This window comes from Kineococcus gynurae, assembly GCF_042433995.1.
GTDB classification, from domain to species: domain Bacteria; phylum Actinomycetota; class Actinomycetes; order Actinomycetales; family Kineococcaceae; genus Kineococcus; species Kineococcus gynurae.
The window spans coordinates 11,788-32,506 of the sequence record NZ_JBHLUI010000008.1 but is presented as its reverse complement, the minus strand read 5'-3'; the positions used below and the strand labels follow the sequence as shown (position 1 = coordinate 32,506).

The window sequence follows — 20,719 nt, the reverse complement described above, 5'->3', positions numbered from 1 at the left end:
TCGTGCTCACGGTCCGGCCACCGTAGCCGACGTGGGCGCCCCCACCCCGCCGGTGCGCGTCGGGACGACGCGGGGGGCGAGGACCGCTGCCGCGAGCGCCACGACCCCCAGCCCGGCCCAGATGCCCGCGAACAGGGGCTCGTCGGCCCCGGCACCGACGTGCCCGGCGGAGAAGACGGCCCCGGCCACCGAGATGCCGAGCACCCCGCCGAGGTTGTCCGAGAGGGCCAGGGCGCTGGAGGCCCGCCCCTGCGTCCCGGGCTCGGCCATCCGCAGCGTCAGCAGGCTCGTGGTGGACATCCCGAGGCCCATGCCACCTCCGGCGGCCAGCCAGGCGAGCAGCACGAACCACCCGGGCGCCCCTGTCGCGGTGAGCACGGACAACGCCCCGATCCCGAGGGTCATGAGCACCCCGCCGGCCACGAGCAGGCGGTGGCGGGGGTAGTCGACGGGACGGCGGGCCTGGTAGGTCGTCCCGCAGAACCAGCCGAAGGCCCCGCTCACCAGGGCCAGTCCGGCCTGCGCGGGCGCGAAACCGCGTTCGCTCACCAGCATGAGCGGGACGAACGCCTCGGTCGCGAAGAACGCCGCGGTGAACAGACCGCGGACGGCGATCACGCTGGGCAGCCCGCGCACCCAGCGCAGGGTCCCGGGCGGCAGCAACCGCGGCAGCAGGACGACGACGACCACCGCCCCGAGGACCGTGGCGAGCACCGAGGGGACGCCACCGCGGGTGACCCCCTCGGCCCCGAGCTGGAAGGCGCCCGCGGCCAGCGCCAGGAGCAGACCCCGCAGCACGCGCGACCGGACGGTGCCCGGTGGTTCCCGTTCCCCGGACGCCTCGGCCCGACCGCCGATGCGGGGCAGGACGACGAGGGCGGCGACGGCCGCGAGCGGCACCACCCCGCCGAACACCCAGCGCCACCCCGCCCAGGCGGTGACCCAGCCCGCGACCGCGGGCCCGATCACCGCGGGCAGCACCCAGGCCGCGGAGAGGTAGCCGAAGATCTGCGGCCGCAGGGCGTCGGGGTAGCGGGCCCCGACGACGACGTAGATCGAGACCCCCACGAGGCCGCCTCCGGCCCCGGCCAGCGACCGGCCCAGCAGGAGCAGGGAGAACGTCGGGGTCAGGGCGCAGAGCAGCTGCCCGCCGGCGAACAGGGCGACGCCGACACCCAGGGGCGTGCGCGGCCCGGCCCGGTCGGCCCAGGGGCCGGCGGCGACGGTGCCGAACAGGCTGGCGGTGAGGAAGGAGGAGAACGCGAGCCCGTAGCTGCGGACGCCACCGAGCGCCTGCGCGGTGACCGGCATGGTCGTCGCGACGGCCATGCTCTCGAAGGCGATGATCGTCACCAGCCCGACGACCCCGAGGGTCGTGGCCCGGTGGGCGGGCGAGAGCGGTCCCCGACCGCGGGGCACCCCCCCGGTACCCGCCCCGTCCGGCGCCCCCGCGTCGGTGGGGGCCGCCATCAGGAGCGGGAGTCGTCCCCGCCGCCGCCCTGGATGCCCTCGTAGATCTCCTTGCAGGTGGGGCAGACCGGGAACTTCTTCGGGTCGCGACCGGGCACCCAGACCTTGCCGCACAGGGCGATGACCGGTTCCCCGGAGACCGCGGACTCCATGATCTTGTGCTTCTGGACGTAGTGCGCGAACCGCTCGTGGTCGCCCGCCTGGGTCTCCTCGCGGACCTGCTCCTCGCGGTCGAGGACCGCCGTGCGCGACGGGGTGGCCGAGGGCTGCGTCTGCGGCTGCGGCTGGTCGGAGCGGGGGTCGTCGAAGGGCGAGCTCATGGCCGCGATCCTACGTCCGGGACCGGCGGGCGGTCTCAGTTGAGGGTGGGGTCGGCGGGGAAGCTGGCCACCAGCGCGAGGTCGCCGCCCTGTCGCCGCAGGACGGCCGCCCAGAGATCCTCGGGATCGTCGGTGAAGGCGTCGCGGGCCTCGGCGGGGAGCACGAACCAGGCGCCGTCGGCGATCTCCTCCTCGAGCTGGGCCGCGCTCCAGCCCGCGTAGCCGGCGAAGATGCGGAGGCCGGCGAGCTCCGGACCGACGGTCTCCGGCGGGGTGTCGAGGTCGACGAGCCCGACCGAGCCCAGACCGGCGGAGCCGAACACCCGCCGCACGCCCACCGGGTCCGGCCGGTCGCCGGGGACGGCGACGAGGCCGAGCGCGGAGTCGAGGGCGACGGGACCACCCTGGAAGAGCTTGCCCGGAGCAGTGGCCAACGGCTGCCAGGCGGGCAGGACGACGTCGACGTCCACGTCGAGGGGCCGGTTCACGACCACGCCCAGGGCCCCGTCGTCGTCGTGGTTGAGGACGAGCACGACGCTGCGCGCGAAGTTCGGGTCGCGCAGCGACGGCGTGGCCGTCAGCAGACGTCCCGTGAGGCCCGAGGCGGGCAGCTTGCGCATGGCTCCATCATGGCCCCCCGCCGGGGCGCGGCGGGCGGTGAGCCGACGACCGGCCCAGGGTCGCTTAAGTGAGAATCATTATCTACAGTTCCGGGATGGACAGCGTCTTCCCCACCCCCCGCATCGCGTTCCTCCTGGTCCCGCCGCAGGAGGTCGGGCTGCTGCACCGGTTGCGCCCGGCCGTCCGGGCGGGTCGGCGCAGCGTTCTCGTCGTCCTCGACCAGGCCCCGGCCCCCGACGCCGTCCAGCTCGGGGTCGGGTGGGGGTCGGCCGAACCCGGCCGGGCCCCGGTGTGCCAGACCGTCAGCTGGTTCGGCGGGCTGACCGCGGTCGAGGTCGGCGAGGTCGTCCGCCTGGTCGCCGAGGACCGGGTGGGCGAGATCCGCGGTCACCTGGCCGACCGCGCCCGACCCACCCGCACCCGCTGACCGACGACGGGTCGGTGCCCCTGGCACCCGGGCGGGACCCTCAGTCCTGCTCGCCCCGTTTGCGCCGGTACATCCGGGCGTCGGCCTGGGCGAGCACCTGCACCGGGGGCAGCGCCGGATCGTCCACGACCGAGCCGATGCTGCTGCGGACCCGGACCTGCCGGTCCTCCCCCACGCCGACGACGACGTCGGCCAGCGCCTGGGCCAGCCGCGCGGTGAGCGCCTCGGCCCCGGAGTCCCCCGGGTTCTCGGCGAGGACGACGAACTCGTCGCCCCCGAACCGGGCGACGGTGTCCCCCGCCCGGGCGGTGGCCGCCAGCACCTGGGCCACCCCCACCAGGGCCGCGTCGCCCGCGGCGTGGCCGTACGTGTCGTTGACCTGCTTGAGCCCGTCGACGTCGCAGAAGACCACCAGCGGGGGTCGACCGCCACGGGCGGACCGCGAGCGCAGCAGACGCCACCGGTCCTCCAGCAGCGAACGGTTCGGCAGCCCCGTCAACCGGTCGTGGGTCGCCCGGTAGGAGAGGTCGCGCTGTCGTTCGACGTGGCCGGAGACGTCCCAGCAGGCGAGGCTGACCGACGGGATGCCGTCGACCTCGGTGACCCCGAGGAGCACCTCCAGCACCAGCGGGTCGGCGTCCCCCTCCGGTCGGCGCAGCCGCCACTCGGCGACCCCGCCGCCCCCGCGGGCCGCCCGGTCCAGCACGTCGGCCGCGTCGTCGCGGTCGTCCTCCTCCAGCAGCTCGACGAAGGCTCGTCCCACGGCCGACCCGCTCAGGGTCTCGGCCGCCGGGTTGGCCCACACCACGAGACCCTCCCGCACGACGAAGATCGCCATCGGTGAGTTCTCGACGAGTCCGCGGTACTCGTCCTGATCCACGTGCCCTCCACTCATGCGCCCCCCCGGGCAGGGTCAACGGTGCGGGGGCGGAGGGCGGACGTCCAACCACGTCCAGGGATCTCCTTCGGACGGCGGACACGAGGTGACTCAGCGTTCCCGGAGGGTGGGGATCGACGAACGATCAACCCCTGGATGAGGGTTCTGGGGCCGGGAACGACTCGAGGCGGCACCCCCGCAGGGGTACCGCCTCGATCAACCGGTGGAGATGGCGGGAATCGAACCCGCGTCCGTCAGCGTGTCACCAGGGCTTCTCCGGGTGCAGCTCGTCTATCGGTCTGCTCGGCCCCGGTGTTCCGACGAGCGAGTCACCGCCGGGCCCAGCCGCGTTGAGTGTCCCTCTCGCCTACGCGACCTCGGCGAGAGGTGAGCCTCCTAGTCGATGCCAGGACCCGGGGCGGAGGCGCACCCGGGATGACAGAGTCGCACTCGCTCAGGCGGCGAGGGCGAACTCGGTGCGCTTGGAATCGGCACCTATAGGTTTGCACGGAGCGTTGACGAGATAACCGTGCGTCCTCGACCCGCTTCCCCTGCTTCGACGACCGACGTCGAAACCTGTCATCCCCGTGTTGAGTTGTCGTCCCCCGGGCGGACCCGGGAAGCACGGCAAGTCTACGCCCGTCCGGCGGGAAGGACGAGCGGGTTACCGGTCCCCGCCCAGACCCCCGCCCGGCCCGCCTCCGCTCGCCTCAGACCTCGATGACGACCTTGCCGCGGACGTGACCGGTCTGCGACAGCTCCCAGGCGCGGGCCACCTCGGCCAGCGGGAACGTCCGGGCCAGGTCGACGTGCAGCTCGCCGGCGTCCACCAGCTCCACCAGGTGGGCCAGCCCCGCGGCGTCGGGCCGGACGAAGACGTAGCGCCCACCGAGCTCGGCCACCGCCGCGGCGTCGACCACGGTGACGATGCGACCCGGGTCGTGGACGAGGGCCGGGGAGACGTCCAGCGCGTCGCCCCCGACGAAGTCCAGCGCGGCGTCGACCCCGTCCGGGGCGAGGGCACGCACCCGCTCGGCCAGACCCTCGCCGTACTCGACCGCCTCGACGTGCAACGTCTCGCGCAGGTAGGCGTGGTTGTCCGGGCCGGCGGTGCCGATGACCCTGGCCCCCCGCAGCCGGGCCAGCTGGGCCGCGAACTGCCCGACCCCGCCGGCGGCCGCGTGCACGAGCACGGTGTCGTCGGGTCCGACGCCGACGGCCTCGACCGCCTGCAGGGCGGTCAACCCGGCCAACGGGAGGGCCGCGGCGTGGGTGAGGTCGACGGAGACGGGGGCGGCGGCGACGCAGCGGACCGGCACCGGGACCAGCTCGGCGTAGGTGCCCCACTGCACGTCGTCGCGGCGGGCGTAGGCGATCACCTCGTCACCGGGGGCGAACTCGGTGACGGCCGGCCCGACCCGCTCCACGACGCCGGCGACGTCCCACCCGGGGACGAGCGGGAACCGGTGCGGGAACAAAGGTTTCAGCTTCCCGGACGCCACCTTCCAGTCGACGGGGTTGACGCCGGCGGCGCGGACGGACACCAGGACGGTGTCGGGTCCCACGGGCGGATCGGCGACGTCGCGGAGGGACACCTTGTCGGCGCCCCCGAACTCGGTCAGTGCGGCTGCTCTCACGCCGTGACCGTAGGCAGGGGCGCGACGGGCCGCACGGCGAGACCGCGACGGGCCCCGACGCGCGGGTCACCAGGACCCGCCGCCCCCTCCCCCCGCCCCGCCACCGGTGAAGGTGCTCGTGCCCGAGGTGCTCGACGTCGCGCTCGGGGCCGGTGCCCCCAGGGCGTCGGAGGACCGGGCCGAGAAGGTGCCGATCAGCCCGCCGAACACGGCGATGTTGAGGGTGGCCCCCTCGGAGCGGCCGAACCAGTCGGGGACCGGCACGGGCGAGGTGGCCTGCAGGGTCCGGGCCCCGGCCGTCCACTCCTTGGTCGCGCCCAGGGCGACGGCGTGGGGCAGGAACTGCCCGAACCGTTCGCCGTCGGCCCCCGGCACCTGCGCGTACCGGGCCAGGGTGTCGCGGAAGGCCAGGCCGTCGGCCCGCACGGCGTGACCGGCCGGCGTCAACGGCGACACCCCGACCATCCCGACCAGCCCCGCCACCCCGACCAGGGTGAGCGCGGCACCGACCGCCCCGAACGTGGTGAGCCAGGCCAGCAGCCCCGTCGCCACCAGTCCCGCGACCAGCACCGCGACCGCCACCAGGACCCAGCGGCTGCGCGCCTCGACCGGACGACGGGTGAACCATCCGCGCTCGACCGCGGCCTCGTCGAGCAGCTGCCGGACCTCGGCGGTCCCCGCGGAGGCCCGGGTGCGCAGCGCCGAGAGCGTGCTCTCCCGGGACCGTTTGCGGAACAGGGTCTTCAGCAGCCGACGTTCGGCCGGGCTCAGCGCGTCACGGCCCTCCAGACGACGCAGGCGGTAGTCCGCGGGCGGCCCCTCCCCCGGTTCGTCCTCGCTCGTCGGGCCGGTTCCCTCGGCCTCGATCTCCAGGTGCCCGCGCCGGGCCAGGTCCAGGACGGTCGCCACCACGTGGTCGTCGGTGGCCCCGCCGTGCACCAGCGACCCGAGCACCCCGGGGGCCACCCCGTCGGGCGGGGTGGCGTGGTAGGCGCTCACCCCCTCGACCCCGTTGCCCCCGGGTCGCCGGTCGGGCCGGTCACGGTGGCGCCGTCGGGCCGCGACGATCGCGGCCCCGCCCAGGGCGAGCACGCCCAGCGCGGCCCCGAGCGGAGCCGGCGCGAGGCTGAAGGCGCGGGCCGGACTGAACGTCTCGGTGAGCACCGGGGCGGCGGGGGTGATCGCACCGGGCGGCAGGTCCACGCCGACCGTGACCCCCTCCTCCGGCCCCAGCCCGGTGACCTCGAAGCGGGCCCCGCCGGGGGACGTGACCGCGGCGGGGCAGGGGGTGCGCGAGCCGTCGGCGCCGAAGACGCACCGCACCGCGATCGGCTCGACCGGGGTCTCGACACTCACCCCGACCTCCCGGACGGGGACGGCCCATCCCGTCCCGACCGCGTCGACCGCGACGCTCACGCCGGTCGGGGTGCGATCGGCCACGGCCTGCATCCGGTAGTCCAGCACGTAGGTCTGCACACCCGTCACGTCGTCGCGGTCGGGATCGCCGATGCGCAGTTCCAGGACGCCGCCGTCGGTCTCCTGCTGGACCTGCACGGGCGCCCCGCTCGGGCTGCTCACCGTGAGGTCGCCGACCGGGTAGAGCCGGTCGTGCGTCTGGTCGAAGGGAGCCGTCACCGGGATCGTGCGCAGCAACCCGTGCCGTTCCTGCGACCCGAAGTCGTAGGTGATCTCCTCCCGCACCCGGAGGGAGCCGTCGCCCTCGACGGTCAGGGTGGCCTGGATGGAGCGGACCGCCTCGTCGTCGCCCGGCTCCTCGGCGGCGGCCGCGGAGGCCGCGAGCGGGCCGCCCGACACGCCGGCCGCCAGCACCACGGCGGCCAGCCGCAGGCCCAGGGTCCGTCCGCGCCCCCGCCGCGCGCCCGTCCCGGGGCACGGGATCGTCGGGGTCCGGGGGTGGGCGAACGCGGGCATGCCAGCGATCCGACCGCACCGGACCCCCCGCGCGCATCCCCAGGACGGCCCGGGCCCGACTCCGACGAACGACGGACGAACGCCGCCGGCGCTCAGCGGCCCTGCGTCAGCGGTTCTGCCGCAGCGACATCGCGCGTTCGGCCTCGCGGTTGTCCTGGCGCTCGCGCAACGCGTGCCGCTTGTCGTACTCCTTCTTGCCGCGGGCCAGCGCGATCTCGACCTTGACCCGACCGTCGCTGAAGTAGAGCTGCAACGGGACGATCGTGCGCCCGGACTCCCGCAGCTTGCCGGCCCACTTGTCGATCTCGTGCCGGTGGACGAGCAGCTTGCGCCGTCGGCGGGGCGAGTGGTTGGTCCAGGTCCCCTGCACGTACTCGGGGATGTGCACGTGCTCGAGCCAGAGCTCGCCGCGGTCGAGCTGGATGAACCCGTCGACCAGGGAGGCCCGCCCCATCCGCAACGCCTTGACCTCGGTGCCCATCAGCACGACGCCCGCCTCGAGGGTGTCGTCGATGTGGTAGTCGTGGCGAGCCTTGCGGTTGCTCGCGATCACCTTGCGGCCGGTCTCGCGGGGCACGGCGGAACTCCTCGACGTCGATCTTGACCCGGCCGCGCGGTGCGGGCGGAACGGTCGAGTCTAGTCGGGGCCCCGCCGCGGGCGCAGCGGAGAATTCAGACCTTGAGCCAGCGCCGCAGGCTGAACAGCGAGGCGAGGACGGCGAGGACCACCCCGACCAGCAGCATCCAGGGCGCGGTCTCCACGAGCACGTCGTGGGAGTCGATGAGGCGGGTGGTGAAGTTGGGCCGGTCGCGCAACCGGCCGAGGCCGTACTCGGTCAGGGCCCAGAGCGCCCCCGAGGCGAGCACCGACCCGATCAGCGCCGCGACGACGCCCTCGAGCACGAACGGCAGCTGGATCAGCAGCCGCGAGGCCCCGACCAGCCGCATGATGCTCGTCTCCCGGCGCCGGCTGAAGGCGGTCAGCCGGATCGTGGTCGAGACCAGCATGACCGAGCAGACCAGCATCAACCCCGCCAGTCCCAGGGCCACGACCGTCGCCGCGTCCAGGGCCGCGAACAACGGCCCGAGGATGCGTTGCAGGTCCGGAACCTCCTCCACGCCGGGGTAGCCCGTGAACGCGTCGCGGATCTCCTCGTAGCGGGAGGGGTCGGTCAGACTGACCCGGAAGGACTCCGGCAGCTGGTCGGGGGTGACGTTGGCCGCGTAGGCCTGGTCGAAGGTCTGCAGGAAGTTCTCGTACGCCTGCTCCTGCGACTCGTAGTAGACCTGGTCCACCAGCGGGGCCAGCGAGCCCGTGGTCAGCTCGGCCCGGATCGCGTCGCGCTGGGCGTCGGTCACCGCGCCCCCGGGGCAGGCGGTCGGCAGGCTCTCCGCCCCGCACAGGAAGATCGAGACCTGGACGCGGTCGTACCAGGTGCCCTTCATGATGTCGACCTGCTGCTGCACCAGCAGACCGGCGCCGAAGAAGAACAGCGACACCATGGTCACCAGGACGACCGAGACCGTCATGGTCAGGTTGCGACGCAACCCGATGAACATCTCGTTCAGGATGAAGCCGAGGCGCACTGCCGCGATCCCCTTTCTCGTTCAGAGTCGAGCGGTGCTCGAGCGGTGCGGGCTCAGCGCGACCCGTAGACGCCGCGGTCCTCGTCGCGCACGAGGCGGCCGTCGACGAGCTCGACCACCCGCTTGCGCATCTGGTCGACGATGTCGTCGTCGTGGGTGGCCATCACGATCGTGGTGCCGGTGCGGTTGATCCGGTCGAGGAGCTTCATGATCCCGACACTGGTGGTGGGGTCGAGGTTCCCGGTGGGTTCGTCGGCCAGCAGGATCGAGGGCCGGTTGACGAAGGCCCGCGCGATGGCGACGCGCTGCTGCTCGCCACCGGACAGCTCGTGCGGTCGCCGCTTCTCCTTGCCGGCCAGGCCGACCAGCTGCAGCACCTCGGGCACGGTCTGCGCGACGACGTGCCGAGGTTTGCCGAGCACCTGCAGGGCGAACGCGACGTTCTCGTAGACGCTCTTGTCGTGCAGCAGGCGGAAGTCCTGGAAGACGACGCCGATCTGGCGGCGCAGCGCGGGCACCTTCCAGCTGCGCAGGCGCCCGACGTCCCGCCCCGCGACGGTCACCGTGCCGCTGGAGGCGCGGTCCTCCTTCAGCGCCAGGCGCAGGAAGGTGGACTTGCCCGAACCGCTGGGGCCGACGAGGAAGACGAACTCGCCCTTGTCGATCTGCAGGGTCAGTTCCGACAGCGCGGGACGCTGCCCGGCGCCGTAGACCTTGCTGACGCGTTCGAAAGTGATCACTCGTCGGGGCGGTCAGTCTCGGGGACAGGTGGGGTGGTGCTGCTGACCTCGAGCCACTGTAGGCGACCGAACGGGTGAGATCTTCGACCCAGGGTGATGCGAGTGTCAGCCTGCGTGCTCAGCCTGACGGCGCCAGCGGATCCCGGAGGACAGGAAGCCGTCGATGTCGCCGTCGAAGACCGCGTCGGCGTTGCCGACCTCGTGGCTGGTGCGCAGGTCCTTGACCATCTTGTACGGCTGCAGGACGTAGGACCGCATCTGGTTGCCCCACGACCCGGAGTCCTCGCCCTTCAGGGCGTCGAGCTCGGCCTGACGGTCCTGGCGGGCCTTCTCCAGCAGCTTGGCCTGCAGGACGCGCAGGGCGGCGGCCTTGTTCTGCAGCTGCGACTTCTCGTTCTGGCAGGTCACCACGATCCCGGTGGGGATGTGGGTCAGCCGGACCGCGGAGTCCGTGGTGTTGACCGACTGCCCGCCGGGACCCGAGGAGCGGTAGACGTCGACCCGGACGTCGTTCTCGGGGATGTCGATGTGGTCGGTCTCCTCCACCACGGGCAGGACCTCGACGCCCGCGAAGGACGTCTGCCGCCGGCCCTGGTTGTCGAAGGGCGAGATGCGCACCAGGCGGTGCGTGCCCTGCTCGACCGAGAGCGTGCCGTAGGCGTAGGGCGCGGCCACCTTGAAGGTCGCCGACTTGATCCCCGCCTCCTCCGCGTAGGACGTGTCGTAGACCTCGGTCTTGTACCCGCGCCGCTCCGACCAGCGCAGGTACATGCGCATCAGCATCTCGGCGAAGTCGGCGGCGTCCACGCCCCCGGCCTCCGAGCGGATGGTCACGAGCGCCTCGCGGGCGTCGTACTCCCCCGACAACAACGTGCGGATCTCGAGGTCGTCCAGCGCCTTGCGGACCCCGGACAGCTCCCGTTCGGCCTCGGCGAGGGTGTCGGCGTCGTCCTCACCCTCGGCCAGCTCGACCAGCACCTCGAGGTCGTCGATGCGCGAGCCCATCTTCTCGACCCGGTCCAGCTCGGCCTGCAGCGTGGAGAGGCGGCTGGTCAGCGCCTGCGCCTTCTCGACGTCGTCCCACAGGTCCGGCGCGGCCGCCTGCTCGGAGAGCTCGGCGACCTCGCCCCGCAGCCGGTCCAGGTCGGACACCTCACGGATGGAGGCGTACTTGGAACGGAGTGCGCTGATCTCTACGGGGAAGTCGATGGCCACGACCGTCGAGCTTACGCGGCCCGCGGGCGGCCCCCGACGGCCCGGGACCGCCCCCGGGCCGCCTCGCACCTCGGCCGGCTCCCCGGGGTGGGCTCAGGAGAAGGCGGAGGAGGGCAGGTCGGTCTCGTCCTCGCGCAGTGCGGTGACGATGCGGGTCGCGACCGCCTCCGGGTCCAGCCCCTGCGGCAGCTTCGGCGCGGTCCCGGCCACCGGTCGGGTCGCGAGGCCCGTCTCGGTGTGCGGCGGACGGATGTCGAGGACCCGGACCTTGGCCCGTCGCAGCTCCTTGCCCAGGGCGGCGTCGAAGGCGGACAACCCGGCCTTGGCGGCGGAGTAGGCCGCCATGTGCGGCATGGGGGTCTCGGCGACCACGGCCGAGACGACCGCGGCGAACGCGTCCCCGCGGTCCTTCGCCGCCGCGGTCAACGGCTCCACCGCCGCCCGGAGCAGGCGGATCGGCCCGACGAGGTCGGCCAGCAGGACCTCGTCGAGCAGGTCGTCGTCGGCGTCGGTGACCGGGCCGAAGGCCACGACCCCGGCGGCGTGGACGAGACCGTCGAGCCCGCCCAGCTCGGCGACCGCCCGCTCGACGACCTCGGCCGGGCCGCCCGGGGTGCTGAGGTCGGCGGCGACGGCGGTGCCCGGCAGGTCCGCCAGGCGCCCGGCGTCGCGGGCCGAGACGACGAGGGTCGCCCCGGCGGCCGCGAGCTGCTGCACGAGGGGGCGGCCGAGACCGCCGGAGGCGCCCGTGACGAGGATGCGGGCCTGGGAGAGATCGCTCACCCCGACGACGGTACGGACATCACGGCCGGACGCATCCGGTGATCCCGGGCCCGGCGGGGGCCCGGTGCGGCGGAGGGGCTCAGCGCAGGACCGCCACGGCCCGGGCGTCGACCCGGGCCGCGATCCCGGCCCGGAACCGTCCCGGCAGCAGGTCGGCGAACGGTGGGTGCAGGCGTGCGTCCAGCACGACGACCGCGGTGGTGCCGTCGGGGGACCCGGTCGCCGGGTCGACCGCCACGTCCGGCAACCCCGCGCCCACGGCGGAGGCCCGGGACAGGTGCTCGCGGGCGACCCGGCGCACACCGGCGGGGTCCAGCGGCAACGGCCCGGCGCGCGTCCCCGTGTAGTAGGCCCGCAGGTCGACCTCGTCGGCCGCGTCCCGGGCCGCGGCGTCGGCCAGGGCGGTGAGTCGCTGCCGCTGCAGGTGGACGGCGGTGGCACTGCTCAGCACCAGGACGAGGAGCAGGGCCAGCAGGCCGAAGGCCAGGGACAGCAGCGCGATCCGTCCCTCGTCGCGTCCGGCCTCCACCGCCCCGACGCCGGGCCGCGGGCCGTTCACGCCGGTCCCGGGGCGAGGAACCGGTCCACGACCGCGACCTCCGTGACCCGCACGAGCACCGTGCCCCGCTCGGTGAGCCCGGACAGCAACGGCAGGGGCACGGTGACGCCCACCGTGGCGCGGACCTCGGCCTGCGGGGTGCGGCACGGGGTGGCCGAGCAGTGCAGGCGCAGGTCGCCCGCCCCGGCCGGGAACCCCTGGTCGCCCAGGGCGAGCACCACGGCCGCCCGCGCCCGCCGGGTGGCGAGCGCCGCCGGGTCGGAGGCGACCAGGAGCGCGGCCTGCCGGGCCGCCGTGCCCGCGGCGAAGGTGGCGGCCTGGACCCGTCCGAGGCAGAGCAGCAGGTAGGCGATCGGGACGAGCAGCAGCACCCCCACGGTGAGGAACTCGATCGCGGCGCTGCCGGCGTCACGGGGGCCGGCCCCGCGCGCGGACCCGGTCACGGCGCCTCCTCGGCCAGCGCGTGCCCGCGTACCTCCAGCGACCGCGCCGGTCCGGCCAGGGCCACGACCGGCAGCGGCGCGCGGACCACGACCTCCACCTCCGCGACCCCGTCCACGTCGACCACGCGGGCGCTGACGTCGCGGGCGTAGGCCGGGGACAGGGAGGCCGCGAGGAGCTCGCGGGTGCGTTGCGCCCCGGCCGCCGGGGAGACGGGCAGGCGCGCCCCCACCAGGGCGCCCGAGGTCGCGCAGTCGATGGCCGTCGAACGCACGTGCTGGGCCAGGGCCAGCTGCAGGACCGCGGCGAAGAGCAGGGCCAGCAACCCGGCGACCATCGCGAACTCCGCGACGGCCGACCCGTCGTCGGACCTCACAGCCCGGCGACGACCGTGTCGATCGCCTGGGTGAAGACGGCACCGAGACGGGGTGCGGCCACCGCCCACAGACCGACCACCAGACCAGCGGTCATGATCGTGACGAGCACCCACCCGGGGACGTCGCCGCGGTCGGCGGGGCCGCCGCTGGCGAAGCGGGTCCGGAGCAGGACGAGCAGGGTGACGAGCGGACGGGGCACGGGGACTCCTGGGGACGGTGGGCGAGCGTTCGGACGGTTCTGCCCGGATCGGGGGGCGCGGCGGGGTCGGGCGGGGATCGGGCTGGGTCTCGCGGGGATCGGGCGGCTCAGGGGCCGAGCGAGAGCGAGGACACCCCCGGGTACACGGCGAAGACGACGGTGGTGGGCAGCACGAGGAAGACCACGGGCACGAGCATCAGCACCTCCTTGCGTCCGCCCTCCTCGAGCAGCCGACGCCGTTCCGCGTCACGGGCGTCTGCGGCCTGGGCCCGCAGGACCCCGGCCAGCGGGCTGCCCCGCACCACCGCCACGGCCACCGCGTCGGCGAAACGCTCCAGCTCGACGACGCCGCTTCGCCGGGCCATCGCGACCAGCGCGTCGACGACGGTCGTCCCCGTCCCGACCTCGGCGAGGACCTCGCGCACCGCGTCGCCGAGCGGGCCCCGGGCCGCGGACACCCGGTGCAGCGCGGCCAGGACGTCCTCACCGGCGGCCACCGACAGCGCGAGCAGCTCGGCGACGACCGCGAACTCCTCGACCATGCGGCGGCGCCGGCGACGCACGGCCACGGTGAGGGCCCGGTCGCGGGCGGCGGCCCCGCCCGCGGCTCCGGCGACGAGCAACGCCAGCAGGGACGTCGGGCCGAGCCCGCGGTGCCAGGCGGCACCGCCGGCGAGCAGCAGGGTGAGCGCCCCGCCCAGGGCCGCGCAGACCACCTGCTGCGCGCGGAACCGGCCGAGGTCGGCCCGCGGGTCCAGGACGTGCAGGCGGGCCAGCGTGCCGCCCGGGGAGTCCGCGACCACCGGGCTCCAGGGCGTGATCCCGTCCGCACCCGGGCCGATGCCCGAGGGGCGCCCCGCCAGCGCCGCGAACCAGCGCCGCAGCGGTCCCGGGGCGACCGTCCGCCCGAGGTAGGGCTCGACCCGTCCGGCCAGGCCCGGACGCCGCCAGGGCCGCCCCGTCCAGGTGAGCAGGGCCCCGGCGCCCAGGGCCAGCCCCAGACCGGCCCCGGTCACGGCGCTCACGCGAACACCCGTCTCGGGGCGGGCAACCGGGCGATGCGCAGCATCGACAGGTAGGCGACCACCGACCCGAGCGCCCCGAGGAGCAGGACGACGCCTCCGGTGGCGTTTCGGAAGGCGTCCAGGGCCCCCGGTCGCGTGGCCAGCAGCGCGAGCACGATCCAGGGGGCGGCCACCCCCAGCCGGGCCGCGGTCACCGTCCAGCTCTGCCGGGCCAGCAGCTCCGAACGGGTCCGGGCGTCCTCGCGCAGGTAGGTCGACAGGGACCGCAGGGTGCTGCCCACGTCGCTGCCCCCCACCTGCCGGGTCATCCGCAGCACCGCGGCGATCCGGTCGGCGACCGGGTCGGCGAGGCGGTCGCACAGCTGGTCCAGCTCGACCTCGAAGGACCCCGACACCCGGTAGGCGACCGCGAAGGCGGCGAAATCGGGGCGCAACGCCACCGGCCCCCGTTCGGCGAGGTGGCAGACCGCCTCGGGCAGCGCGGCCCCCGCGCGCACGGCCGACCCGAGATGGTCGACGACGTCGGGCCAGGCCTCGGCCCGACGCACCGCCCGGGCACGGACCCGGGTCCGCAGCAGCAGCAGCGGGGCGGCGGCGACGGCGCCGGCCGCGAGCAGGGCGAGGGTTCCCACCCCGGTGAGGGCCTGCACCAAGGCCGCCACCACGAGGGCGGGGATCGACACGGCGAGCAACGCGACGACCACCGGCACCCCCGCGAGGCCCGCCGCGTCGAGCCGTCGGCGCAGGGGCCGGGACCGTCGTCGGAGGGAGCGGGGGGACGCGGGCCAGCACGACCACCAGAGGCAGAACACGCCGCCCGCGAGGAGGACACCCACCAGCACGGCCGGGGTTCCGGGAGCCGTCGGGAACGACGGGCTCATGCGGCACCGGCCAGGATGCGCGGGAGGTCCAGGCCCAGCCGGGCGAACCTCTCCCGGTGGGGGGGCCACCCGCTGCCCCGACGGAGCTCGGCCGTCACCGGGTCGCGCCGGAACACCGACGCGGTCTCGACGACCCCGGCCTCGACCCGTCCGGGCACGGCGAGGATCTCCTCGACCCGACGGGTGCCCTCCGGCGAGGTCGCGACGTGGACCACGAGGTCGACGGCGGCGGCCACGGCCGGCACCACGAACGGGGAGGTGACGTTCTCCCCGGCGAGCAGGGGCAGCAGGCACATCTTGGCCACGGCGTCGGCCGCGGAGTTCGCGTGCACGGTGGCCGCCCCGGGAGTTCCGGAGTTCAGGGCGATCAGCAGGTCCAGGCTCTCGGCCTGGCGGACCTCGCCGACCACCAGCCGGTCGGGACGCATCCGCAGCGCTTCCTTCACCAACCGCCGCAGCGGGATCTCCCCGCGTCCCTCGAGGTTCTCCCCGCGGCACTGCAGGGCGACGTGGTCACGGGAACCCGTCCGGAGTTCGAAGACCTCTTCGCAGGAGACGATCCGCTGCTGGGGTGGGACGGCGGCCAACAGGCAGGACAGCAGGGTCGTCTTCCCCGCGCCGACCCCGCCGGAGACGAGGACGTTCAAGCCGGCCACCATCGCCGCCCGGAGGAACCCGGCCGCGGGTGCGGTCAGCGAACCGAGGACGACGAGATCCTCCAGGCGGTGCGCGCGGGCCACGAACCGCCGGATGTTCACGGCCCAGTGCTCGCGCGTGACGTCGGGGACGACGACGTGCAGCCGGGAACCGTCGGGCAGCGTCGCGTCGACGAACGGGCTGGACAGGTCCACCCGGCGACCGCTCGGGGACAGCATGCGCTGCACCAGGTCTGCGACCGTCGAGGCGTCGAGGATGGTCGTCGTGAGTTCGGGGCGACCGTTGCGGGCGACGAACACCTTGTCGGGTTCGTTGATCCAGATCTCCTCGACCTCGGGGTCGTCGAAGTAGGGCTGCAACGGGCCGTACCCCGAGACGGCCGCGAGCACCTCCCGACCGGCGCGCTCCCGGTCGAGCAGGGGCGGGACCGAACCGTCGAGGGAACGCAGGTCGTAGGCGGTCAGCGCGCTCTGCACGAGCGCCCTGACCTCCTCGTCCCCGGGGCGGGAGTTCCCGGCCGAGATGAGCCGCCGCAGTTCGTCCCGGACCCCGGCCTCGACCTGTCGTACCGCCTCCACGACCTCCCCCTTCCCGTGCGCCACCCGGGTCGGATCCCGGGTGGGTGCGGGTCACCGTAGGTTCTGCCGGAGCCTGCGCGTTCGGGTGATGTGGACAACTCCGTCGGACCCGGTCGCTGTGGACGACGGCGGGCGCCGGGTCCGGCGCTGCCACCATCCCCGGGTGCAGCTGAGGTGGGAGGTCGACGGGATCGCGGTGGTGGTCGAGGCCGCCCCCGGGACGGGTTTCGACGCCGTCCGGGAAGCCGTGGCGGCCGTGGCGGACCGGCCGGCCGTGACCGCGTGGTGGGTCGGCGGCGCCCAGCTCGGGGCCGGGCACGTCCTGGGTCGTCCGCCCCTGCTGCAGGGGGCCCGGTTGTCCTCCCGTCCCGGAGGGCCGCGACCGCGTGAGCGGGACGGGATCGCCGTGATGGTCGACGGCGGCCCGGACGCCGGTGCGTGCCGGTTCCTGGCGCCCGGGCCCCACGTGATCGGTCGCCGGGCCGCGGGCGGGGTGCGCATCGACGACCCGGCGTTGTCGCGCGAGCACCTGCTGCTCTCCGTCGGGTCCGACGGAACCGTGACCGCGGAGGACCTCGGGTCGACCAACGGCACCCGCCGGTGGGGCGCCGGCGGGCTCGCGTCCGGGCCCGGTCCGTCCGCCCCGATCGGTCCCGGTCCGGTCCCGTTGCCGCGCGCCTCGACGCTGCTCCCCGGTGACAGCCTGATCCGGGTCGCCCCCGACCCGGTCCCCGGGGCGGCGGTCCGGGCCGACGGGGAGGGCCACCTCCTCCTCAACCCCTACCCGCGGTTGCCGGGCTCCACCGTGGCGACGGTGCTGACCTGGCCCGAGCTCCCGGCCGCGCGGTCCCCGCACCGGCTCCCGGTCGCGGCCCTCCTCGTCCCGCTGGGCACCGCCGTCGTCCTCGCGCTGGTCTGGAGCCCCCTGTCGCTGCTGCTCGGCCTGGCGACCCCGCTCCTGGTCGGGCTGCAGTGGGTCGGCGAGCGCCGCCACGCCCGCAGCACGAGCGGCCGCGAACGGGCGGGGGTGGAGCAGGAGCGGGACCGGCTCCGCCGCCTCCACGGGCGGGCCCTGGCCGAGGAGACGGTCCGGCGCCACGACGCGTGGCCGGGCCCGGCCACCCTGCTGGCCGAGGTCGCGGCCCCCGGCACCCGCGTGTTCGCCCGTGCCCCGGGCGACGAGGACCACCTGCACCTGCGGGTGGGTCTGGGTGAGCTGCCCGCGGCCTGCCGCCTGGAGCGGCGGGCCGGGACGGTCGGGGGCCCTGAGGGTCCGGATGCCGGGAGCGACGACCGGACGCCCGACGCGGGGCGCCCCGGGTCCCCACCCCCCTCCCGGCTTCTCGACGTCCCGGTGACCGTGGACCTCGAGGCGCTCGGGATCCTGGGTGTGGCCGGCGGTCGCGAGCGGGTCGTGGCCTCGGCCCGGTTCCTGATCGCGCAGCTCCTGGCCTGGCACCGACCCGGTGCGGTACGGGTGCAGGTGCTGGCGGCGGACACCGAGCGGGCCCGGTCCTGGCGGTGGACAGAGGACCTGCCGCACGTCCCCACCCCCGTCCTGGTCGGGGACGCCGCGGTCGGGGCGCTGCGCCGACTCGCCGCCCCCCCGCCGCGGGACGGACGGGGCGACGGGCGCGACCGTCCGCCCGGTCCGGTCACGGTGCTGCTCGTCGACGGGACCGACGACCTGCGCCGTCGGGGGCCCCTGGCGCAGGTGCTCAGCGGTGGAGGGGTGCTGGCCGTGTGCCTCGACTCGACGCGGGCCCGGCTGGCGGCGGAGTGCCGGGGCGTGCTGGACCTGTCCGCCGACGGTCGGGGGCGTCTGGTGCTGCCGGGGACGGAGCACGTCGTCCGCGTCGACGGCGTGGACGCGGCCTGGGCCCGGGAGGTGGCCGGGGGGCTCGCCCCGCTGCGCGAGGCGGGGCCGGGACCCGCCGACACGCCACCGACGGGTCGCCGGTTGCCCGAGCTGCTGGGTCTGCCCGCGACCGGATCCGGGCGTCGGCGGGCCGTGGCCGCCCGGTGGGACGCACCGGCACCCGGCGGGCTCGCCACCCCGTTGGGGACGGTGGCCGGCGGAGGCGTCTGGGTGCTGGACCTGGTCCAGGACGGCCCGCACGTGCTGGTCGCCGGGACCACCGGGGCCGGCAAGTCGGTCCTGCTGCGCTCGCTCGTGCTGGGGTTGGCGCTCGGGCACCCCCCGGAGCGGCTGCAGTTCGTCCTCGTCGACTTCAAGGGCGGGGCCGCCTTCGCCGCGGCGGCGGACCTGCCGCACGTCGCCGGTCTGGTCACCGACCTGGACGACCGGACGGCCGCCCGGGTCCTGCGCTCGCTCGGTGCGGAGGTCCGGCGCCGGGAACGGGAGCTGGCGGTGCTCGGGGCGCCCGACGTCGCTGCCGTCCCGGCCGGGCACCCGGTCGCGGCCCGGTTGCCTCGTCTGGTCGTGGTCGTGGACGAGTTCCGGGTGCTCGGGGAGGAGCTGCCCGAGTTCGTGCCGGGCCTCGTCCGGCTCGCCGCCGTGGGCCGCTCCCTCGGCATCCACCTGGTGCTGGCGACCCAACGCCCGGCCGGGGCCGTGAGCCCCGAGATCCGGGCGAACGTCGACCTCCGCATCGCGCTGCGCGTGGCCGACCGGGCCGACTCCGAGGACGTCCTCGCCGATCCCCGGGCCGCGTCGATCGACCCGGCCACCCCCGGCCGGGGTCTGGCGCGGACGTCGGACGGTCGGTTGTCCGAGGTCCAGGTGGCCGCGACGTCGGGGCCGGTTCTCGCGGACCCGACGGGGCCCCGCGTCCGCCGACGCGACCAGGCCCCTCCGCCGACCACCGCGGTCGACGACGTGACCGAGATCGTCACCGTGCTCGCCGACGTGACCCGCCGGCGCGACCGCCCCCTCCCGTCCCCGCCGTGGCTCCCGCCGCTGCCGTTCCCGGTGGACCCGGCCGATCCGGCGCCCACCGGCCCGGACCTCCTGCCCTGGGGCATGCTCGACGAACCCGACGCCCAGCGCCGGTCCGTCGCGGGGTGGGACCTGGGTTCGGCCGGGCACCTGCTGGTCGTCGGGACGACCCGCAGCGGACGCTCGACGCTGCTGCGGACGCTGGCCCGGGCGGGCGCCCGTCTTGCCGCCGAGGTCGTGGTGCTGGACGGCGGGGGGACGGCCGCCGACCTTGCGGCGACCGACCCGGCGACCGTGGTCGTCGGGGGGCACGAGCCGTGGCGGGCGGCCCGTGCGCTCGACCGCGTCCTGACGGAGCTCCTGCGTCGTCGGCGCGACCCCACCGCCCCCCGGGCCCGCATCCTCCTGCTGGTCGACGGCTGGGAGGGCTGGCACCGCAGCCTGTCGGAGGCCGACACGGGTGCCGGCCCGGGTGCGGCCCTCGACGTGCTGCTGCGCGTCCTGCGCGAGGGGGCCGGCGTCGGGATCCACGTCGCACTGGCCGGGGACCGGGGACTGCTGACCGCTGCACCCGCGGCCCTCGCGACCGAGGTGGTGCTGCTGCGGCTGGCCGACCGGGCCGACGCCGTGCTGGCCGGGGTGAAGGTCGCCGACGTCCCCCGGGCCGCCCCGCCGGGTCGGGGTCTCCTGGTCCGCGACGGTGCGGCCCGGGAGGTCCAGGTGGCCCTCCCGGGGGGCCCGGGCGGCGCGGCGACGACGAGCCCCGCGGGGACGGGCCCGGCGCGGCGACCCGCCGTCCTGGTCCGGGCTCTCCCTCCCGAGGTGGGGCGGGGGACCCTGCCGCCCGCGGAGGGGTACCGGGTCGCCGTCGGACGCGGTGGGGACGCGGCCGACGTGGTGCGGCTGGACACCTCCGGTCCCGTCCTGGTGGCGGGTCCCGCGGGCAGCGGTCGCAGCACCCTGCTCGCCACGATCGCGGCCGGCGTGCCCGACGCGGTCCGCGTCGGGCCGGGGTCGGCCGCCGAGGTCTCCACCGCCCTCGCCCGGGCCGCCCCTCCCCTGCTCCTGCTGGACGACCTGGCGACGGTCGCCGGGACCGTCGTCGAGGACCTGCTGCTGCAGGGGTTGCGACGGCCTGGCGGCCTCCGGCTCGTCGCCTCGGGCGGGACGGCCGAGATCGCCGCGGAGTACCGCGGGGTGGCCGCCGCGCTGCGGTCGACGCGCACGACCGTCCTGCTCGGCCGCGGCGACGACGTCCCCGCCGAGCTGATGGGACGGCGGTCCCTGCTGGCCCCCGGACCGGGACCGGGGGCAGGATTCGTGGTGGTCGACGGCTCCTGGACCAGCCTCCGCGTCGCACGCTGACCCGTCCCGGGGTTGCACGGGGCGCCAGGTGGGCCACCGTGGACGGGAAGACGCTCCCGACCCGACACTTAACCCACAGTCACACGAGTAACACGTTGGGCATCTGCCAAGCTGGAGGCGGCCCGCATC

20 protein-coding genes and 1 other RNA gene are annotated in these 20,719 nt (G+C 75.5%); 2 read left to right on the top strand and 19 right to left on the bottom strand.

The window, feature by feature from the left end:
• Positions 1-6: 6 nt before the first annotated feature.
• From ACFFKU_RS06480 to ACFFKU_RS06470, 3 genes are read right to left on the bottom strand one after another with little or no spacing between them, the layout of a single operon-like run.
• Positions 7-1,470 carry an MFS transporter gene (locus tag ACFFKU_RS06480; protein ID WP_380136623.1) on the bottom strand — a complete coding sequence of 488 codons (1,464 nt, stop codon included), beginning with the start codon at positions 1,468-1,470 and terminating at the stop codon, positions 7-9.
• Positions 1,470-1,790 (bottom strand): DUF3039 domain-containing protein, encoded by a 321-nt coding sequence (locus tag ACFFKU_RS06475; RefSeq protein WP_380136621.1) that lies wholly within the window; start codon positions 1,788-1,790, stop codon positions 1,470-1,472. The genes ACFFKU_RS06480 and ACFFKU_RS06475 overlap by 1 nt, the downstream gene beginning before the upstream one ends.
• 35 nt (positions 1,791-1,825) lie before the next feature.
• A complete protein-coding gene (locus ACFFKU_RS06470; RefSeq protein ID WP_380136619.1) occupies positions 1,826-2,410 on the bottom strand; it encodes a YqgE/AlgH family protein in 585 nt (194 codons plus the stop codon).
• 95 nt (positions 2,411-2,505) lie between these two features.
• On the opposite strand from ACFFKU_RS06470, the gene ACFFKU_RS06465 reads away from it, so the two are divergent.
• Positions 2,506-2,838, top strand: a complete 333-nt coding sequence (locus tag ACFFKU_RS06465; RefSeq protein ID WP_380136618.1) for a hypothetical protein — start codon at positions 2,506-2,508, stop codon at positions 2,836-2,838.
• 40 nt (positions 2,839-2,878) lie between these two features.
• On the opposite strand, the gene ACFFKU_RS06460 is transcribed toward ACFFKU_RS06465, so the two are convergent.
• The 16 genes from ACFFKU_RS06460 to ACFFKU_RS06385 all read right to left on the bottom strand — a co-directional run bounded on the left by ACFFKU_RS06460 (position 2,879) and on the right by ACFFKU_RS06385 (position 16,326).
• Positions 2,879-3,718 (bottom strand): GGDEF domain-containing protein, encoded by an 840-nt coding sequence (locus ACFFKU_RS06460; protein WP_380136617.1) that lies wholly within the window; start codon positions 3,716-3,718, stop codon positions 2,879-2,881.
• Positions 3,719-3,936: 218 nt separating this feature from the next.
• Positions 3,937-4,302: a transfer-messenger RNA gene (gene ssrA / locus ACFFKU_RS06455) on the bottom strand.
• A 123-nt stretch (positions 4,303-4,425) separates the two neighbouring features.
• The gene (locus ACFFKU_RS06450; protein WP_380136616.1) at positions 4,426-5,352 is read right to left on the bottom strand and encodes an NADP-dependent oxidoreductase; all 927 of its coding nucleotides are present in this window, start codon (positions 5,350-5,352) and stop codon (positions 4,426-4,428) included.
• A 66-nt stretch (positions 5,353-5,418) separates the two neighbouring features.
• Positions 5,419-7,284: a DUF2207 domain-containing protein gene (locus tag ACFFKU_RS06445; protein WP_380136614.1), complete on the bottom strand. Its 1,866-nt coding sequence runs from the start codon at positions 7,282-7,284 to the stop codon at positions 5,419-5,421.
• A 106-nt stretch (positions 7,285-7,390) separates the two neighbouring features.
• Positions 7,391-7,861, bottom strand: coding sequence for an SsrA-binding protein SmpB (gene smpB, locus ACFFKU_RS06440; RefSeq protein ID WP_380136613.1), 471 nt, complete (start codon positions 7,859-7,861; stop codon positions 7,391-7,393).
• 95 nt (positions 7,862-7,956) lie between these two features.
• On the bottom strand, positions 7,957-8,871 hold the full coding sequence (ftsX, locus tag ACFFKU_RS06435) for a permease-like cell division protein FtsX (RefSeq protein ID WP_380136612.1): 915 nt from the start codon (positions 8,869-8,871) through the stop codon (positions 7,957-7,959).
• A 53-nt stretch (positions 8,872-8,924) separates the two neighbouring features.
• Positions 8,925-9,611 (bottom strand): cell division ATP-binding protein FtsE, encoded by a 687-nt coding sequence (ftsE, locus tag ACFFKU_RS06430; RefSeq protein ID WP_380136611.1) that lies wholly within the window; start codon positions 9,609-9,611, stop codon positions 8,925-8,927.
• 105 nt (positions 9,612-9,716) lie between these two features.
• Positions 9,717-10,826 (bottom strand): peptide chain release factor 2, encoded by a 1,110-nt coding sequence (gene prfB / locus ACFFKU_RS06425; RefSeq protein WP_380136609.1) that lies wholly within the window; start codon positions 10,824-10,826, stop codon positions 9,717-9,719.
• A gap of 93 nt (positions 10,827-10,919) precedes the next feature.
• Positions 10,920-11,609 (bottom strand): SDR family NAD(P)-dependent oxidoreductase, encoded by a 690-nt coding sequence (locus tag ACFFKU_RS06420; RefSeq protein ID WP_380136608.1) that lies wholly within the window; start codon positions 11,607-11,609, stop codon positions 10,920-10,922.
• Positions 11,610-11,688: 79 nt separating this feature from the next.
• Positions 11,689-12,168 carry a pilus assembly protein TadG-related protein gene (locus ACFFKU_RS06415; RefSeq protein WP_380136607.1) on the bottom strand — a complete coding sequence of 160 codons (480 nt, stop codon included), beginning with the start codon at positions 12,166-12,168 and terminating at the stop codon, positions 11,689-11,691.
• Positions 12,165-12,611, bottom strand: coding sequence for a pilus assembly protein (locus ACFFKU_RS06410; RefSeq protein WP_380136605.1), 447 nt, complete (start codon positions 12,609-12,611; stop codon positions 12,165-12,167). The genes ACFFKU_RS06415 and ACFFKU_RS06410 overlap by 4 nt, the downstream gene beginning before the upstream one ends.
• Entirely contained in the window at positions 12,608-12,985 is a 378-nt protein-coding gene (locus ACFFKU_RS06405) for a TadE/TadG family type IV pilus assembly protein (protein ID WP_380136603.1), read from the bottom strand. The genes ACFFKU_RS06410 and ACFFKU_RS06405 overlap by 4 nt, the downstream gene beginning before the upstream one ends.
• Complete coding sequence (locus ACFFKU_RS06400) at positions 12,982-13,164, bottom strand: hypothetical protein (RefSeq protein ID WP_380138021.1); 183 nt, start codon at positions 13,162-13,164, stop codon at positions 12,982-12,984. Before ACFFKU_RS06400 ends, ACFFKU_RS06405 begins: the two co-directional genes overlap by 4 nt.
• A gap of 128 nt (positions 13,165-13,292) precedes the next feature.
• Positions 13,293-14,210: a type II secretion system F family protein gene (locus tag ACFFKU_RS06395; protein ID WP_380136602.1), complete on the bottom strand. Its 918-nt coding sequence runs from the start codon at positions 14,208-14,210 to the stop codon at positions 13,293-13,295.
• A complete protein-coding gene (locus tag ACFFKU_RS06390) occupies positions 14,207-15,091 on the bottom strand; it encodes a type II secretion system F family protein (protein ID WP_380136600.1) in 885 nt (294 codons plus the stop codon). Before ACFFKU_RS06390 ends, ACFFKU_RS06395 begins: the two co-directional genes overlap by 4 nt.
• Positions 15,088-16,326 carry a TadA family conjugal transfer-associated ATPase gene (locus ACFFKU_RS06385; protein WP_380136599.1) on the bottom strand — a complete coding sequence of 413 codons (1,239 nt, stop codon included), beginning with the start codon at positions 16,324-16,326 and terminating at the stop codon, positions 15,088-15,090. Before ACFFKU_RS06385 ends, ACFFKU_RS06390 begins: the two co-directional genes overlap by 4 nt.
• A 163-nt stretch (positions 16,327-16,489) precedes the next feature.
• On the opposite strand from ACFFKU_RS06385, the gene ACFFKU_RS06380 reads away from it, so the two are divergent.
• Positions 16,490-20,590 (top strand): FtsK/SpoIIIE domain-containing protein, encoded by a 4,101-nt coding sequence (locus tag ACFFKU_RS06380; protein WP_380136598.1) that lies wholly within the window; start codon positions 16,490-16,492, stop codon positions 20,588-20,590.
• Positions 20,591-20,719: the final 129 nt, after the last annotated feature.

Excerpts from the sequence above, each read along its gene's own strand:
- ACFFKU_RS06480 (WP_380136623.1), bottom strand. The coding sequence starts at position 1,470 with ATGGCGGCCCCCACCGACGCGGGGGCGCCGGACGGGGCGGGTACCGGG.
- ACFFKU_RS06475 (WP_380136621.1), bottom strand. The coding sequence starts at position 1,790 with ATGAGCTCGCCCTTCGACGACCCCCGCTCCGACCAGCCGCAGCCGCAG.
- ACFFKU_RS06470 (WP_380136619.1), bottom strand. The coding sequence starts at position 2,410 with ATGCGCAAGCTGCCCGCCTCGGGCCTCACGGGACGTCTGCTGACGGCC.
- ACFFKU_RS06465 (WP_380136618.1), top strand. The coding sequence starts at position 2,506 with ATGGACAGCGTCTTCCCCACCCCCCGCATCGCGTTCCTCCTGGTCCCG.
- ACFFKU_RS06445 (WP_380136614.1), bottom strand. The coding sequence starts at position 7,284 with ATGCCCGCGTTCGCCCACCCCCGGACCCCGACGATCCCGTGCCCCGGG.
- ACFFKU_RS06390 (WP_380136600.1), bottom strand. The coding sequence starts at position 15,091 with ATGAGCCCGTCGTTCCCGACGGCTCCCGGAACCCCGGCCGTGCTGGTG.